This is a genomic window from Janthinobacterium sp. GW822-FHT07A03 (assembly GCF_058798815.1).
This window is the reverse complement of record NZ_JBXAKW010000011.1, coordinates 1-15,573: the sequence shown is the minus strand read 5'-3', so window position 1 is coordinate 15,573 and position 15,573 is coordinate 1. Positions and strand designations below refer to the sequence as shown.

Annotated in this window: 14 protein-coding genes and 1 pseudogene; 10 read left to right on the top strand and 5 right to left on the bottom strand. The window is 59.1% G+C overall.

Annotation, left to right across the window (positions count from 1 at the left end; translation table 11 throughout):
• Positions 1-6 precede the first annotated feature (6 nt).
• The 5 genes from AC1RJW_RS26185 (at position 7) to AC1RJW_RS26165 (ending at position 7,085) form a co-directional block, all read left to right on the top strand.
• Positions 7-1,320: a TolC family protein gene (locus AC1RJW_RS26185; RefSeq protein WP_493047508.1), complete on the top strand. Its 1,314-nt coding sequence runs from the start codon at positions 7-9 to the stop codon at positions 1,318-1,320.
• Positions 1,317-2,834, top strand: a complete 1,518-nt coding sequence (locus AC1RJW_RS26180) for an efflux RND transporter periplasmic adaptor subunit (protein ID WP_493047507.1) — start codon at positions 1,317-1,319, stop codon at positions 2,832-2,834. Before AC1RJW_RS26185 ends, AC1RJW_RS26180 begins: the two co-directional genes overlap by 4 nt.
• Positions 2,831-5,995, top strand: coding sequence for an efflux RND transporter permease subunit (locus AC1RJW_RS26175; RefSeq protein ID WP_493047506.1), 3,165 nt, complete (start codon positions 2,831-2,833; stop codon positions 5,993-5,995). Before AC1RJW_RS26180 ends, AC1RJW_RS26175 begins: the two co-directional genes overlap by 4 nt.
• Before the next feature lie 75 nt (positions 5,996-6,070).
• Positions 6,071-6,475, top strand: coding sequence for a copper-binding protein (locus AC1RJW_RS26170; RefSeq protein WP_493027869.1), 405 nt, complete (start codon positions 6,071-6,073; stop codon positions 6,473-6,475).
• Positions 6,476-6,746: 271 nt separating this feature from the next.
• Positions 6,747-7,085: an HNH endonuclease gene (locus AC1RJW_RS26165; RefSeq protein ID WP_493047505.1), complete on the top strand. Its 339-nt coding sequence runs from the start codon at positions 6,747-6,749 to the stop codon at positions 7,083-7,085.
• Between the two features lie 296 nt (positions 7,086-7,381).
• Here AC1RJW_RS26165 and AC1RJW_RS26160 read toward each other — a convergent pair whose 3' ends face one another.
• A complete protein-coding gene (locus tag AC1RJW_RS26160) occupies positions 7,382-7,777 on the bottom strand; it encodes an ACT domain-containing protein (RefSeq protein ID WP_092797984.1) in 396 nt (131 codons plus the stop codon).
• Between the two features lie 625 nt (positions 7,778-8,402).
• On the bottom strand, positions 8,403-9,299 hold the full coding sequence (locus tag AC1RJW_RS26155; RefSeq protein WP_092797983.1) for a LysR family transcriptional regulator: 897 nt from the start codon (positions 9,297-9,299) through the stop codon (positions 8,403-8,405).
• Between the two features lie 130 nt (positions 9,300-9,429).
• On the opposite strand from AC1RJW_RS26155, the gene AC1RJW_RS26150 reads away from it, so the two are divergent.
• The 5 genes from AC1RJW_RS26150 to AC1RJW_RS26130 all read left to right on the top strand — a co-directional run bounded on the left by AC1RJW_RS26150 (position 9,430) and on the right by AC1RJW_RS26130 (position 12,888).
• Complete coding sequence (locus AC1RJW_RS26150) at positions 9,430-10,410, top strand: aldo/keto reductase (protein WP_493047504.1); 981 nt, start codon at positions 9,430-9,432, stop codon at positions 10,408-10,410.
• A gap of 80 nt (positions 10,411-10,490) precedes the next feature.
• Complete coding sequence (locus AC1RJW_RS26145; protein ID WP_092797981.1) at positions 10,491-11,264, top strand: SDR family oxidoreductase; 774 nt, start codon at positions 10,491-10,493, stop codon at positions 11,262-11,264.
• A gap of 10 nt (positions 11,265-11,274) precedes the next feature.
• Positions 11,275-11,586 carry a putative quinol monooxygenase gene (locus AC1RJW_RS26140; RefSeq protein ID WP_493027871.1) on the top strand — a complete coding sequence of 104 codons (312 nt, stop codon included), beginning with the start codon at positions 11,275-11,277 and terminating at the stop codon, positions 11,584-11,586.
• Positions 11,587-11,607: 21 nt separating this feature from the next.
• Positions 11,608-12,336 carry a carboxymuconolactone decarboxylase family protein gene (locus tag AC1RJW_RS26135; RefSeq protein ID WP_493027872.1) on the top strand — a complete coding sequence of 243 codons (729 nt, stop codon included), beginning with the start codon at positions 11,608-11,610 and terminating at the stop codon, positions 12,334-12,336.
• A gap of 390 nt (positions 12,337-12,726) precedes the next feature.
• Positions 12,727-12,888: a hypothetical protein gene (locus AC1RJW_RS26130; protein WP_493047502.1), complete on the top strand. Its 162-nt coding sequence runs from the start codon at positions 12,727-12,729 to the stop codon at positions 12,886-12,888.
• Between the two features lie 111 nt (positions 12,889-12,999).
• Here the strand turns inward: AC1RJW_RS26130 and AC1RJW_RS26125 are convergent.
• The 3 genes and pseudogenes from AC1RJW_RS26125 to AC1RJW_RS26115 form a co-directional block, all read right to left on the bottom strand.
• Positions 13,000-13,152, bottom strand: a pseudogene (locus AC1RJW_RS26125) (transposase); the annotation flags it as partial.
• Positions 13,127-14,803, bottom strand: coding sequence for a glycoside hydrolase family 13 protein (locus tag AC1RJW_RS26120; protein WP_493047501.1), 1,677 nt, complete (start codon positions 14,801-14,803; stop codon positions 13,127-13,129). The gene AC1RJW_RS26120 and the pseudogene AC1RJW_RS26125, both read right to left, overlap by 26 nt.
• Positions 14,804-15,094: 291 nt before the next feature.
• On the bottom strand, positions 15,095-15,573 hold a 479-nt coding region (locus AC1RJW_RS26115; RefSeq protein WP_493047500.1), incomplete at its 5' end, for a hypothetical protein.

The window sequence follows — 15,573 nt, the reverse complement described above, 5'->3', positions numbered from 1 at the left end:
GATCCCATGTCACTCTCGTACTGCGTGCAGACGCACGCACGCGCAGCGCGTCTTCGCCCTTGGCGCAAGACGGCGCTTGCATTCGCCCTGGCATTGCCCTTGCTGGCAGCGGCCGCGCCGCATCCACTGACTTTCAACGAGGCGCTGCGGCAGGCCGTCGCCCGGTCGCGGCAGCTGCCTGCGCAAGACCAAGCGGTGACCGCCGCGCAGCAAATGGCCATCGCGGTTGGGCAGCGGCCCGATCCCGTCCTCAAGGCTGGCATCGACAACCTTCCGCTGAGCGGCCACGACCGCTTTAATTTGAATAGCGATGCCATGACCATGCGGCGCATCGGCATCGCGCAGGAACTGACCAGCACCGATAAATTGCACTGGCGCGCTGTCCGCCAGGAACGCGAAGCGGGCAAGGCGCAGGCACAGAAGCAGGTGGCCCTGGCCGCCATCGAGCGCGAGACAGCAATCGCCTGGCTGAACGTGTATTACAACCGGAAGGTGGCCACCGTGCTGGCCAAGCAGTTGGAGCTGTCGCGCCAGGAAATCGACGCTGCCGAGGCCGCTTATCGCGGCGGGCGCGGCAGCCAGGCCGATCTGTTGGCCGCGCGCGCCGCCCTGTTTGTGCTGGAAGACCGCGGCAGTCAGTCCCGGCGTGACCTCGACGTGGCCGCCAATGCGCTGGCCCGCTGGACGGGATACGAAAGCGAATTGGCAGAATCCGACTTGCCGGACCTGGACAACATCGGCCTCGATCCGGCCATACTCGACGCCCAAAGCGCGCGCCGCCCGCAGATCGCCGTGCTGGCGCGGCAGGAAGAGGCAGCGCAAGCTGATGTGCACCTGGCGCAGGCGAACCGCCATGCGGACTGGAGCGTCGAGGTAGCCTTCCAGCAACGCGGCAGCGCCTACGGCAACATGCTTTCCGTGGGCCTGTCGCTCCCCCTGCAGTGGGACCGTCCGCAACGCCAGGACCGCGACTTGGCGGCGAAACTGGCCTTGGCCGAGCAGGCGAAGGATGAGCGCGAAGAAGCCATGCGCGACGATGCCGCCAACACCCATGCCTTACTCATCGCCTGGAAGAATGGGCGTGAACGTACCGAGCGCTACACGCGGCAACTGCTGCCCGTGCTGGAACAGCGCAGCGAAGCTGCCCTGGCAGCCTACCGGGGTGGAAAGGGCACGCTGGCCGACGTGCTGGCCGCCCGGCGCGGCACGATGGATGCACGTATTGAATTGGTACGACTGCAGATGGACACTGCCCAGCGCTGGGCGCAACTGCGTTTCCTCTTTCCTGACACCCAGCAAGACCTGGAGCACCCGCAATGAGCAATAAAAAAACACTCGCCATCGTCACCGTGCTGGCAGCCAGCTTTGCCGCCGTCGGCTACTCCGCCTATCAGTTCGGCGCTGCCAACGGCACCCACGCTGCACCGGCAGTTGCCAGCAGCAGGACGCCGCTGTACTGGCACGACCCCATGGTGCCGGGCCAGAAGTTCGACAAGCCAGGCAAATCACCGTTCATGGACATGCAGCTGGTTCCTGTCTATGCAGACAGCGATGCCGCCAACGATGACAGCAGCATCCGCATCGATCCCCGCGTGCAGCAAAATTTGGGCGTGCGCACGGCGCTCGTCACTTCGGGCGCACTGTCCGTACCGCTGGCGGCCGTCGGCAACGTGGCCTACAACGAGCGTGACGTGGCCGTCGTTCAGGCGCGCAGCGGCGGCTTCCTTGAGCGCCTGGCCGTGCGCGCGCCGTTCGACCCCGTGCGCAAAGGCCAGGCTTTGGCTGAACTGTATGTACCGGACTGGATCGCCGCGCAAGAAGAATTCCTCGCCGCCCGCCGCATGCGGGGCGAAGGTGCGGCTGGCCTGGCTGATGCAGCCCGCCAGCGCATGCGCCTGGCAGGCATGGACGAGGCGCAGATCCGCCTGGTGGAAACGAGCGGCACCGTACACGCGCGGCTGACGGTGATGGCACCCATCGGCGGCGTCATTGCCGAGCTGGCGGCCCGCGAAGGCATGACGGTCACCGCCGGCGCACCGTTGTTCCGCATCAACGGCCTGGCCAACGTGTGGGTTAACGCCGAACTGCCCGAGAGCGCTGCGGCCACGGTGCGTCCAGGCACGCCGGTCGAAGCGCGCGCGCAGGCGCTGCCCGGCAAGGTTTTCCATGGCAAGGTCAGCGTGATCTTGCCTGAAGTGAACGCAGCTACCCGCACCGTGACGGCCCGCATCGAGTTGGCCAATCCTGGCAGCCAGTTGCTGCCCGGCATGTTTACAACGCTCAATTTCGCGCCTGGGGCGGCTACCGACGTTCTGCTGCTGCCCTCGGAAGCTGTAATTCAGACGGGTACGCGCAAGGTCGTCATGCTGGCCGGGGAGGGCGGCCGCTTTACTCCGATCGAGGTGCAAACCGGTGCCGAGGGCAATGGCATGACGGAAATCCGTACAGGGCTGGCTGCCGGGCAGAAAGTGGTGGTATCGGGCCAGTTCCTCGTCGATTCCGAAGCCAGCCTGAAGGGCACCATCACGCGCATGGGCGGCATGCCTGCGGCCGACGCGACGCCCGCCGTGGCGCAACATCACGCGGCGGGCACGGTGGAGCAGGTCGGCCCGCAAGACATCATCATTTCCCACGGCCCTGTCGCGTCGCTGCAATGGGGACCAATGACGATGGCGTTCAAGCTGCCGTCGGGCGGTTTGCCGGCGCAGCTCCGCGTGGGCGACAAGGTGGACTTTGCTTTCAGTAAGGGCGCGCAGGGCGGCTTCGTCATCACAGCCATCCGGCCTGCCGCCGCATCCATGGGCGGCATGGCGATGCCGGGAGGCAAGCCATGATTGCCAAGCTGATACGCTGGTCCATAGGCAACCGCTTCCTCGTCCTGCTGGCGACTATTTTCCTGGCGGCCTGGGGCGCCTGGTCGTTGGCGCACACGCCGCTCGACGCGATCCCCGACCTGTCCGACACGCAAGTCATTGTGCGCACCAGCTATCCGGGACAGGCGCCACAGATCGTCGAAAACCAGGTCACGTATCCGTTGACGACCACGATGCTATCGGTGCCGGGCGCAAAAAGCGTGCGTGGCTATTCCTTTTTCGGCGATTCCTTCGTCTACATCCTGTTCGAGGATGGCACGGACCCGTACTGGGCAAGGTCGCGCGTCCTGGAATATCTGAGTCAAGTGCAGTCGCGTCTGCCGGCGCAGGCGAAGACGGCGCTGGGGCCGGATGCCACGGGCGTGGGCTGGATCTACGAGTATGCGCTGGTCGACCGCAGCGCCAAGCAGGACCTGGCGCAACTGCGCGCTCTGCAGGACTGGTTCCTCAAGTTCGAGCTCAAGGCGCTGCCGAACGTGTCGGAAGTGGCCAGCATTGGCGGCATGGTGCGCCAGTACCAGATCGTGCTGGATCCAGACAAGCTGCGCGCCTACGGCATTCCACACGGGAAGGTGATTGCCGCCGTGCAGCGCGCCAACCAGGAAACGGGTGGTGCCGTGCTGGAACTGGGCGAGGCGGAATACATGGTACGTGCCTCGGGCTATCTGCAGTCGCTCGATGATTTCCGCAAGATTCCTCTGGCAACGACGGACGCGGGCGTGTCAGTACGCCTGGGCGACGTGGCCACGGTGCAGCTGGGGCCGGAAATGCGGCGCGGCATTGCGGAACTGAACGGCGAGGGCGAAGTGGCGGGTGGCGTGATCATCATGCGCTCGGGCAAGAATGCGCTGGAAACCATTGCCGCTGTGAAAGCCAAGCTGGCCGTACTGAAAGCGGGCTTACCGCCCGGCGTGGAGATTGTGTCCGTGTATGACCGATCCAGCCTGATCCAGCGCGCCGTGGGCAATTTGCAGCAAAAGCTGATCGAGGAATTCATCGTCGTGGCCCTTGTCTGCGCCGTGTTCCTGTTTCACTTGCGCTCGGCGCTGGTGGCCATCGTCTCGCTGCCGCTGGGTATCCTGATCGCCTACATCGTCATGCATTACCAAGGCGTTAATGCCAACATCATGTCACTGGGCGGCATCGCTATCGCGATCGGCGCCATGGTTGACGCGGCCGTTGTCATGATTGAAAACGCACACAAGCATATCGAAGCCTGGCACGACGCGCACCCAGGACAGCAGTTGCAGGGTGAAACGCACTGGAACGTGATCGGCGACGCTGCCGCCGAGGTGGGCCCCGCCTTGTTCTTCTCCTTGCTGATTATCGTGCTGTCGTTCATTCCTGTGTTTAGCCTGGAAGCGCAGGAAGGGAGACTGTTCGCCCCGCTGGCGTTCACCAAGACCTATGCCATGGCGGCCGCCGCCGGCCTAGCCGTCACCCTGATCCCGGTACTCATGGGTTATCTGATCCGCGGCCGCATCCCTGCTGAGCACAGCAATCCGCTCAACCGGTGGCTGATCGCGTTGTACCGCCCTTTGTTGGACAGGGTGTTACGGCGTCCGAAAACTACCTTGCTGCTGGCGGGCCTGACTGTGCTGCTGACGGCGTGGCCGATGTCGCGCCTGGGCGGTGAATTCATGCCGCCGCTCGACGAAGGCGACCTCTTGTACATGCCATCGGCCTTGCCCGGCTTGGGAGCGGGAAAGGTGGCCGAACTGCTGCAGCAGACGGATCGCCTGATCAAGACTGTACCGGAAGTGCTGACGGTGTTCGGCAAGGCGGGCCGTGCCGAGACGGCCACGGACCCGGCACCGATGGAAATGTTCGAAACGACGATACAGTTCAAGCCGCGCGCGCAGTGGCGGGCCGGCATGACGCCCGACAAGCTGGTCGAGGAGCTGGACCGCGCCGTGCACGTGCCGGGCCTGACGAATATCTGGGTGCCGCCCATCCGCAATCGCATCGACATGCTGGCCACGGGCATCAAGAGCCCCGTCGGCATCAAGGTGGCGGGCGCCAGCTTGCAGGAAATCGACCGCATCACGGCCGGCATCGAGCATGTCGTCAAGCAGGTGCCCGGCGTGTCCTCGGCGCTGGCCGAGCGCCTGAACGGCGGGCGCTATGTCGACATCAAGATAGACCGCGACGCGGCGGCCCGCTATAGCTTGAATATTGCTGATGTGCAAAGTATCGTCGCCAGCGCCATCGGCGGTGAGAACGTCGGCGAAACGGTGGAAGGCTTGCAGCGCTTTCCCATCAGCGTGCGCTACCCGCGCGAGCTGCGCGATTCCGTCGAGAAACTGCGCGAGCTGCCCGTGCTGACGGAGCGGGGCGCGCAGATACGCCTGGGCGACGTGGCCTCCATTCGCATCGCCGATGGTCCGCCCATGCTGAAAAGCGAGAACGCGCGCTTGTCTGGCTGGGTGTACGTGGATATCCATGGGCGCGACCTGAGTTCGGCCGTGCGGGAGATGCAGCGCGCGGTCGCTGCGCAGGTCAAGTTGCCGCCCGGCTATTCGGTGTCGTGGTCGGGGCAGTTCGAATACTTGGAACGGGCCACGGCGAAGTTGAAAATCGTCGTGCCCGCCACCTTGCTGATCATTTTCGTGCTGCTGTACCTGACCTTCGGCCGCGTCGACGAAGCCGCACTGATCATGGCGACCTTGCCGTTTGCGCTGGCGGGCGGCATCTGGCTGCTGTGGCTGCTGGGCTACCACCTTTCGGTGGCCAGCGGCGTGGGCTTCATCGCACTTGCGGGAGTGTCGGCAGAATTTGGCGTGATCATGCTGCTGTACCTGAAACAGGCATGGGAGGCGAAACAGGCGCAGGGCGCGCACGGCGAGGCGGCCTTGCTGAACGCCATCCGCGAAGGCGCTGTGTTGCGCGTGCGGCCGAAAGCCATGACGGTGGCCGTCATCATTGCCGGGCTGGTGCCGGTGATGCTTGGGACGGGAACAGGATCGGAAGTGATGCAGCGCATCGCCGCACCGATGGTGGGCGGCATGATCACGGCGCCGCTGCTGTCGATGTTCGTCGTGCCAGCGGTCTACCTGTTGATTCGTCGTAAGGCGATGCGGTCTGCAATGGGCAAGCGGTTGTCTACAGATGTTGCTTACTAGGCAGGCGCAAGGTGCTCGCAGCTTGAGAGAGCTTGTGGGAGGAAATCTATTTTTTAGTTACTCAAAGGAACCATCATGAAAAACACTTTACAACTCCCTTTGCTACTGGTCATGTGTATTGCCGGTCCGGTGTTTGCACAAGCGCCAATGGCAGTGAAAGACGGAAAAATGGAACGGCCAGGTTGCCAGGCTATGAAGGGCATGGCGACCAAAGATTGCACAGAAATGATGGCCACTACCGACGCCAGTCACCGTCCTACAATCACCCATAGCGCCGTCGCCACCGTCAAGGAGGTCGATGCGGCCAAGGGCAAGGTGATCTTGGCACATGAAGCGATTCAAAGCCTGAACTGGCCACCAATGACGATGGGTTTCACAGTAAAAGATCTGGCTCTGTTTGGCAAACTGAAGGTGGGGAAGCAAGTACATGTCGACATCAAGAAAGAAGGTGCTGAATATGTTGTTGTCGGAGTAAGATAAGATCCGGTAGGAGGTGATCTCGATACGAGGTAGCACCTCCTTTAACAATGTCTATATATCGATTGCGACGAGATGATCCGAAACGATGTGATCTTGCCCCCGTATAACCAAACTCTGCTCTTTGAACCATGAGGCGATCACGAACTGGGTAAAAGAAAATGTACCAGGGCAGGTATCGTTCAATCGCTTGTGTCAGCGTTGTGAGCCGGATGCACCCTGCGATGAAGCCGCAGTCATTCGTGACGATTTTGAAAAGCGAACTCGAAAAGTGATGAGCGATGATCGCGATGCTCGACGAACTCGGTTAGCTGCAAAGAAGATCCGGAAGCCAGACGTTCGCTATGTGATGACAATAGTATTTGATCGAGATCCTGACGTAGTCGCCGAAGTTTTAGAGCGCGCATGCGGTAAATGTGAAGGCTGTGGGGCATTGGCGCCATTTATTAAAAAGGCGAATGGGGAGCCATACCTAGAAGTTCATCACATTGTCCCACTCGCAGAACATGGCGACGACATGCCCGAAAATGCACTAGCGTTATGTCCAAATTGTCATCGTCAACGACACTACGGGAAAAAGCCGTGGAGATCAATTTTCGTGGGAAGTTGTTAGTTGGGATGAAATCGACATTCGTTGTTGCGGCGCGCAGAGGCGTTGGTGCGGCAAAGAAGCACCAACGTGTGAATGAAAGCCCTGTTAAGCAAAATGGGAGATCGAGGTGTTTCGCGGCATCAGCGCGCTTTGGATATCAGCCCCCCCGCACTGTGCACATGCGTCTCGAAATGCTTTCCGCAAGTTGGACTGTTTGACGAGTGCTGTGGCTACGTTCAAGGTGCCGGCACTTCGGCTTCGGTGATACGGGCGAGGGCTGGGCTCAGTTTGTGATCCCGTGCGATTCTGTGCACACGCTATTTTTCGTCATAGGTTATGAATCGATGTCCTGCTGCGGTCAGCAGCGGTAACGCACGTTCGAGATCGCGTCTCTGAAGCAATAGATGATCGCCGTCGAAGGTTGATACAACGAAGATGCCGATCCCGCCGCGCGAGAGCGGCTCGATAACTGACAAGACAATGCCCGTGGCGCCGAAAGCGAACGGACCGACGAAACGCCAACATACCCAATCCTGTTCGGACTGAATGCCTGCGGGTACGCGGTCGGCCCTGCAGACGATCGATAGCTCCTGGCGCGAGCGGCTGATGGTGACAAAGCCTTTTCCGTCGACCCAATCGGGAATTACCGAATCATGCGCGAGGCGGCTGACTGCATAGGAGTATGGATCTTGTTCGAGTGTTATCTGATGCATATTAATCTTTGCCCCTGGAATGATGTTGAAGCCAGCATATACGATCGGGTGGCCTCTTGTAGTGAATAGTTTTAATCATCCATTCACGACTCTGATGGTAATCCCCCCATTTTTAGATTGGACTAAAAGTAGAGGTTAAGCGGCCAAGGCAAGCTTCTGTTTTGGCGTGACACCGTCTGGTGCCATGTCGCGCTGGCCATGAGCGCAACTCAACTGCCAGCGTGCAAAGTCCCCGATCTGGCCGAGCGCACGAAGCTAATGACGGGCTAGTCTATCGTAGCCAACTGTGCCGAGGTAGCGCTCAGAAGCAGGCGCTCTGCTGTTGCCTCGGCCAGCTATGCCATCCTTCGCCGGCAGTTATGGCTAGGGAAGGCCTGCTTTTGCTAGCGCGCGGTAGGAGTGTCTGCAGGGCAGGGGAGATAGACTCAGCCCCGATCTCGCCGTTGGATCAGGCAGCTAGGAGATCGCGCGCCAGGAGTCTGGTAGGACACCCAGGCTCCAAACACGATTCATCGGTTTTTCAACGCTCAAGACCTATGGATCAGGAGAGTCCAAGCGACCGATGGCGTTTTACCCTAATGGCACCGTCCGCTTCCACCCGGTAGCGGTCGTTCGCCACTTCTGCTTATTTGGCCTTCAAACGCAGCGCGTCTAGCACAAGCAAAAACGCCTGCGACGCATTGCGCCGGCTCGGATAGTACAAATGGTAGCCGGGATAGGTCGGACGCCAGTCTTCCAGCACCTGCAACAGGTGGCCAGATGCGATGTGCCGGTCAGCAACATCCTGCGGTATATAGGCCAAGCCATACCCTTCCAGCGCAGCTGTCACGATTTCCGGCGACGTATTCAGGATGATCTGGCCTTGCACGTGAACGTTCAGCTCCTTACCTGCTTTCTCGAACTCCCATGCAAACAGCCCACCATGTGTCGGTAGGCGCAAGTTGATGCAACTGTGTTCCGTCAGGTCTTGTGGGGCCAACGGCGGTTTTCGCGCCAAAAAATAAGAAGGCGAGCCGACCACGGTCATATTGAAATCCGGGCTGATCCGCATAGCGATCATGTCCTTGGCTACCTGGTCGCCTACTCGCACACCTGCATCGAATCGTTCGGCAACGATGTCGATCAGCCCGTAGTGTATCGAAAACTCGACTTTTAGGTCTGGATAAGCGGGGAGCAGTTTGGATAGCTTCGGCCAGAGGATCGTTCGAACCGCATGATCGTGCGAACTGATCCTGATCGTGCCAGCCGGCTTGTCGCGCTCCTCACTCAGTGAAGCCAGCTCGGACTCGATGGCTTCGCAGTAGGGGCCGACGCTAGCCAACAGGCGCTCCCCAGCCTCGGTGGGTGACACACCGCGCGTCGTCCGGGTCAGTAAACGCATCCCCATCTTCGCTTCCAGCGCGCTGATCGTATGGCTCAAGGACGACTGAGATAGACCGAGCTGGGCGGCCGCCCGGGTAAAGCTGCGCTCCCGCGCAACGACGACAAACGCTGCCACATTGTTGAGATTAATTCGTTCCATTTATCGAAATTTTGCATATCATCAATCGAAGTATATGGCTTCTCGCAGGGATCGTGCAAGCTTATAGTTCGTTCATAGGTTCTGCCGGCTACCTCCACACCTCCTTAGCCGGCACTTTCAGGAGTACGGCATGCAACAACGTAAATTGGGAAATAGTGGTTTGGAAGTGTCGGCGATCGGACTCGGTTGCATGGGTTTGACGTTTGGTTACGGCCCGGCCACCGATAAAAGTGATGGCATCGCTTTGATCCGTGCTGCTTACGAGCGCGGCGTGACCTTGTTCGATTCCGCCGAAGCGTATGGCCAGGCCAACGAAGAGATGGTCGGCGAAGCAGTCGCGCCGTTCCGCGACAAGGTCATTATCGCCACGAAGTTTGGCTTCAAGGACGGCAACCCTGCCGCAGGCCTTGACAGCCGCCCCGAACGTATCCGGCAGGTCGCCGAAGAGTCGCTCAAGCGCCTGAAAACGGACTGCATCGACCTGTTCTACCAGCACCGTGTCGATCCAAACGTGCCGATGGAAGATGTGGCTGGCGCCGTACGCGACCTGATCGCCGCGGGCAAGGTCAAGTATTTCGGTATGTGCGAAGCCGGCGTGGATGCCATCAGCCGTGCCCATGCCGTGCAGCCGGTATCGGCCCTGCAGAGCGAATACTCGATGTTCACTCGTGAGCCAGAGCACGAAATCCTGCCGCTGCTGGAAAAGCTGGGTATTGGCTTCATTCCATTCAGCCCGCTCGGGAAAGGCTTCCTGACCGGCAAGATCGATGCCGGCACGACCTTTGCAACAGGCGACGTGCGCAACAACTTGCCGCGCTTTGCCGATGAAGCCCGCGAGGCCAACCATAATCTCGTGACCCATATCGGGGAAGTCGCCGCACGCAAGAATGCTACGCCGGCACAGGTAGCCCTGGCTTGGCTGCTGGCCCAGAAGCCGTGGATTGCGCCGATTCCTGGCACAACCAAGCTGCACCGCCTAGAAGAGAACGTCGGCGGCGCCGATGTTGTTCTCACCCCGGAAGACCTCAAGGCGCTGGCAGACGTGCTTGCAAGGGTGCCGGTACAAGGCGAGCGCTACAACGCGCAGATGATGAAGTCCATCAACCGCTAAGCAGTCCCATTTACCGCGCGTCTGGCCTGACAGTAGTCACCGCAGGGCGCGCACCGCTCTCTTCCACTCTGGGAAATATCATGGTTACAAATACCCTCAACGGGCGCATCGCGCTCGTCACTGGCGGCACGACGGGCATCGGCTTTGGCGCGGCCCAATGCCTACTCGAAGCTGGCGCCACCGTCTACATCACCGGTCGTCGCCGCGAAGTGCTCGACTCCGCCGTGGCAAAGCTGGGCAAGGGCGCCGTCGGCGTCCAGGCCGATGCGTCGGTCAAGGCGGATATGCAGCGCGTGGCAGACACCATCAAGCAGGCGCATGGCCAGCTCGACATTCTGTTCGCCAACGCAGGCGGCGGACACGCCACACCACTGGTGGAACTGACGGAAGAGCAGATCGACAGCGAGCTGTCGATCAACGTCAAAGGCGTCGTGCTGACGATGCAAACTGCCTTGTCGGTGCTGCGCGACGGTGCATCCGTCATCCTGAACGCCTCCATCACCGCCGATATGGGCCTGAAAGGCTTCAGTGTCTACGCCGCGACCAAGGCGGCAGTACGCTCGCTCGCTCGCAGCTGGACCACAGACTTGCGCGACCGCGACATCCGCGTCAACACCGTCAGCCCCGGCGTTGTTCCCACCGAGGGTTACGGTAAGGAACAGAAAATGAGCGACCAGGACGTGGCCGATTACGTGGCCCGTGTGTCCACGGAGATCCCGGCGGGACGGGTCGGCACCACGCGCGACATCGGTAATGCCGTCGTGTTCCTGGCGTCCGATGCGAACAACTACATTCGCGGCATCGACCTAATCGTCGACGGCGGCATGACGCGCGTCTACGCTGGCAAGAACTGAAAGGCGAGCCATGAACAATGCTAAATCAAACGAACGCCACATCATTTGCGAACTGCGCTGCGACTCGAAGGACCGCGAGCGCGTACGCGACCTGATTCTGCGATTCGTGGAGCCGGCACGTGCAGAGCCGGGGTGTCTGTATTACGACCTGTACCAGCGGCTCGACACGCCGAACACCTTCTTCATCCTGGACGGTTGGGTCGATGAGGCGGCGGTCAACAGTCACGCGACGCATCCCCATGTTGCCGACGTGATGAAAGAACTTGGACCGCTGTTGACTTTCGGACCGTCCATTACATTGGCCACGCGCACCAGCGATTAATCATTCATTGAAAGGCATTCCATGACAGACCTGAATCAACAAACGAACGCCGCAGCGTCGGAAGCGCGGCAAGCCACGCAGGCCATTTCACCAGCACTTGACAGCTACAGCGACAATGTCTTGTTCGGAAACTTATGGGAACGGCCGGACCTGTCGAAACGTGATCGCAGCATCGTTACGCTATCGGCCATGATCGCACGCAACCACACTGCGGAGGTTGGCTTCTATCTGAATCTCGCGCTCGACAACGGCGTGAACGCAGAGGAAATCTCCGAAATTATTACGCATCTGGCTTTCTATTCCGGTTGGGGCACAGCCATGTCGGCGGTCACCATCGCGCAACCGATCTTTGAGCGACGCTCTGTGGCTCCGGGGTCGTTACCAGGTGCGGCAGTTACTTTCCTGAAGATCGACGAGATTGCGGAAGCGCAGCGCGCGGCAATGGCGGAGCAAAGTGCTGGCAAGGTCGCACCGGGGCTAGTGCAGTTCACCACAGATACTCTTTTTAAGGACCTTTGGCTGCGCCCAGGATTGGCGCCGCGTGACCGCAGCTTAGCTACCGTCAGCGCGCTCATCGCGTCAGGGCATTTCCCCCAAATCGCCTACCACCTGAATCGCGCGATGGATAACGGCTTGACCCAGCCCCAGGCGTCCGAAGCGATCACGCACCTGGCGTTCTATGCTGGCTGGCCGAATGCGTTCTCGTCGGTGCCAGTCATGAAAGAAGTGTTCGAGAAGCGTGTGCAGTAATCATGCATAGCCGCTGCAGGGCAGGGGAGATAGACAGGCCAGACCCGATCTCGTCGTTGGATCAGGCAGCTACGAGGTCGAACACGAGGCGCCTGGCAGAACACCCAGGTCTCAACCCGATCATCGGCTCTTCATCTTTCAAGAACCATGGGGCAGGAGAGTCTAAGCTGCTGGTGGCGATTCACCCGTCAACGGGATTCCCCATGATAGCAATGGTTGGATATATCATCGGCGGAGCAGATACAATCATTACTTAGGAATTTTAGAAGGATTAGAGGACAATTGCCCACTCTTATGACGGGGCCACTGTAATAACAATTTTCGCAGGCATATCGGGATTTGGCTATACACCAGTGAGCTATATATTTAAAAAATTTCCGAGAAAATAAAATGAATAGTAAAAAAAGTGAAAAAGAATTATATAAAGATATTTTTACGAAAGATCTGGGAGAACGTCTCGATGAAATGTCTGATTTTCAAAGAAAATTTTACTGGGGATTTGTATTAAGTGGCATTATTGCAATGATTCTTATTGTTATTTTTTTAGGATGAGAAGATTTTGGGTTCTGCCGTATTAGCAACCCGTCGGAGGTCGATCAGGTAGACTACAGGGCCCAAACACTGACTCACTAAGAACGCCTAACAAAACCGCTGAATGTATCTCTAGCAGATGAGTATGCAGGCAAGCGAGAGAAACGCCCGGTGGATATTGGCACGGCGTTCGTAGCGGATGCGTAATCGGCGGAAGTGGTGCAGCCAGTCCAGTGTGCGTTCGACCACCCAGCGCCATTTACCCAGACGATCGCGCGACTCGATGTGATTGCACAGCATCGTACGCGATCGCAAACGATTCGTATGGCTGCAGGCTGAGGTGGTCGGTCAAGCTGTCACGCTGGGCATAGTTGCTGATCAAGCCTTGCCCGGCAATGCCGTGCAGCATCGCCGGCAGATCCAGTTCGACGTGTTCGCCGGAGAAGTTGTTGACGACAACCAGCTGTTGGCTTCCCAAGCTGCGCCGATAGGCGAACACCTGCGGGTGCTGCTCCAGCAACGGCAGGTATTCTCCGTAAACCATGACGTCCCAGTGCTTACGCAGTTCGATCAGCTTCTGGTAGTGGAAGAAGATCGAATCGGGTTGATCCAGCGCGGCCGCGACGTTGATCTCGGGGTAGTTTGGATTCAGCTTTAGCCATGGCGTGCCACTACTAAAACCGGCGTTGTCCGTGCTGTTCCACTGCATTGGGGTGCGTGCATTGTCCCGTCCGTTGGCGTGGATGCCGGCCATCATCGTCTCCGGTGACACGCCGGCGGCCGTGCGTTCCTGGTAGAGGTTGAGCGATTCGATGTCGCGATAGTCGTCGATGGAATCGAAACGGACATTGGTCATGCCTATTTCCTCGCCTTGATAGACGTAGGGGGTGCCCTTGAGAAAATGTAGCGCGGTGGCCAGCATCTTGGCCGACTCGACCCGATAGCGGCCGGGATCTCCGTATTTGGATACGGCGCGCGGCAGGTCGTGGTTATTCCAGAACAGTGAATTCCAGCCGGCATCGGCCAGCTCGGTCTGCCACTTACTGATGATCTGCTTGAATTCAAACAGATCGAATGGCCGCGGCTTCCATTTTCCCTCCTTGGCATCGTGGGTCATGGTGATGTGCTCAAACTGGAAGACCATCGACAGCTCCTGACGCGCCGGGTCGGAATACAGCTTGGCGATCTCCGGGGTGGCGCTCCATGTCTCGCCCACCGTCACTACATCGCGTGCGGCCAGGGTCGCTTGGTGCATTTGCTGCAGCAGCGGGTGCAGTTGTGCACCGTTGGCGATAATCTGCTGGTCGACCTGTTTGCCGATGAGATCAATCACATCCATGCGGAAGCCGCCGATGCCCTTGTCCAACCACCAGTTCATCATGCGATGCACCTCTTCCTGTACCTGGGGATTTTCCCAGTTCAGGTCCGGCTGTCGTTTCGAGAAAAGATGGAAGTAATATTCACCGCTGGCGGCATCGTATTCCCATGCACTCCCGCCAAAATACGAACGTTGCTGGTCGGGCGGGGAGCCATCGGCGCCTGCATTGCGCCAGTTGTAGTAGTCACGGTAGGGGCTATCCTTGGATTTCTTCGCCTCGACGAACCAAACATGCTCGTCAGAGGTGTGGTTGACCACAAGATCCATCAGGATACGGATGTCGCGCTTGGCCGCCTCTGCGATCAGCTGCTCCATCTCGGCCAATGTGCCGAATTCAGCGGCGATATCCTGATAGTCGGAGATGTCATAGCCGTTATCGTCCATCGGCGACCGGTACACCGGCGACAGCCAGATCAGGTTGATTCCCAGATGTTGCAGGTAGTCCAGTCTGCCGATGATGCCGGCCAGATCACCGACCCCATCGTGATTGCTGTCTTGGAAACTACGTGGGTAGATCTGATACACGACGGCGTTATGCCACCATTTCTTATCCAACATGATTATCTTTCTCGCTTATGGATTGGCGGCACTGTCTTGCAACGTGCCAAGGGATCGCCAGGGCGCGGGCAGACCCGATCTCGTCGTTGGCTCAGGTAGCTAGGAGATCGCACACCTGGAGTCTGGGAGAACATCCAGGCCTCGTACATGATCCATCGGGGTCCCATTTTTCAAGAACAATGGATCAGGGGAGTCTAAGCTACCGATGGCGTTTTGCTGCAATGGCACCGTCCGCTTCCGCCCCGAAGCAGACATAGATCTGACGCATTCGACATATGCCACCGCAGCAGATTAAGCGTCGTGATAAACAACGCCGTATGTGTCGAACATAGCTCCAGCTAGCTCGACCATGCTTAAGCCGCTGCGCTCCCAAAAAAACAGAAAGTACTCCAACTTGTCGTAAGGTGCTTCAGCGTCCATGCCGTGCAGCGCACAAATCGTGGTTCTGATACGCAACACCTCAGGGTCATCCGACATATCGCGTCCTCGGATGGTCTCCCAAAGCCTCACCCGGACAGCTAAGGCCTCGCTATCCGTTGCCGCGCCCTCAAGATATCGTTTAGCAGCCAAAACAGAAGATTGCGCGGTAACGGGTAGACATTCGATCACCCGAGCCAGGGCGTTAACCATAAAGCGTTGAGCATCATCGTGCTCTGCCGGATCATCCAGATCAACGGTGGATGAAATTACATCAAAAGGATCACGGTAAGACATGCTGACTTTCTGAGTAAAGCTTGATTGGTCAATTGCCGACTGTCCGCTGCTGGCCG

Coding starts and splice junctions, on each gene's coding strand:
- AC1RJW_RS26145 (WP_092797981.1), top strand. CDS start 10,491: ATGGTTACAAATACCCTCAACGGGCGCATCGCGCTCGTCACTGGCGGC.
- AC1RJW_RS26185 (WP_493047508.1), top strand. CDS start 7: ATGTCACTCTCGTACTGCGTGCAGACGCACGCACGCGCAGCGCGTCTT.
- AC1RJW_RS26150 (WP_493047504.1), top strand. CDS start 9,430: ATGCAACAACGTAAATTGGGAAATAGTGGTTTGGAAGTGTCGGCGATC.
- AC1RJW_RS26180 (WP_493047507.1), top strand. CDS start 1,317: ATGAGCAATAAAAAAACACTCGCCATCGTCACCGTGCTGGCAGCCAGC.
- AC1RJW_RS26140 (WP_493027871.1), top strand. CDS start 11,275: ATGAACAATGCTAAATCAAACGAACGCCACATCATTTGCGAACTGCGC.
- AC1RJW_RS26160 (WP_092797984.1), bottom strand. CDS start 7,777: ATGCATCAGATAACACTCGAACAAGATCCATACTCCTATGCAGTCAGC.
- AC1RJW_RS26120 (WP_493047501.1), bottom strand. CDS start 14,803: ATGTTGGATAAGAAATGGTGGCATAACGCCGTCGTGTATCAGATCTAC.
- AC1RJW_RS26175 (WP_493047506.1), top strand. CDS start 2,831: ATGATTGCCAAGCTGATACGCTGGTCCATAGGCAACCGCTTCCTCGTC.
- AC1RJW_RS26135 (WP_493027872.1), top strand. CDS start 11,608: ATGACAGACCTGAATCAACAAACGAACGCCGCAGCGTCGGAAGCGCGG.
- AC1RJW_RS26165 (WP_493047505.1), top strand. CDS start 6,747: ATGAGCGATGATCGCGATGCTCGACGAACTCGGTTAGCTGCAAAGAAG.
- AC1RJW_RS26170 (WP_493027869.1), top strand. CDS start 6,071: ATGAAAAACACTTTACAACTCCCTTTGCTACTGGTCATGTGTATTGCC.
- AC1RJW_RS26130 (WP_493047502.1), top strand. CDS start 12,727: ATGAATAGTAAAAAAAGTGAAAAAGAATTATATAAAGATATTTTTACG.
- AC1RJW_RS26155 (WP_092797983.1), bottom strand. CDS start 9,299: ATGGAACGAATTAATCTCAACAATGTGGCAGCGTTTGTCGTCGTTGCG.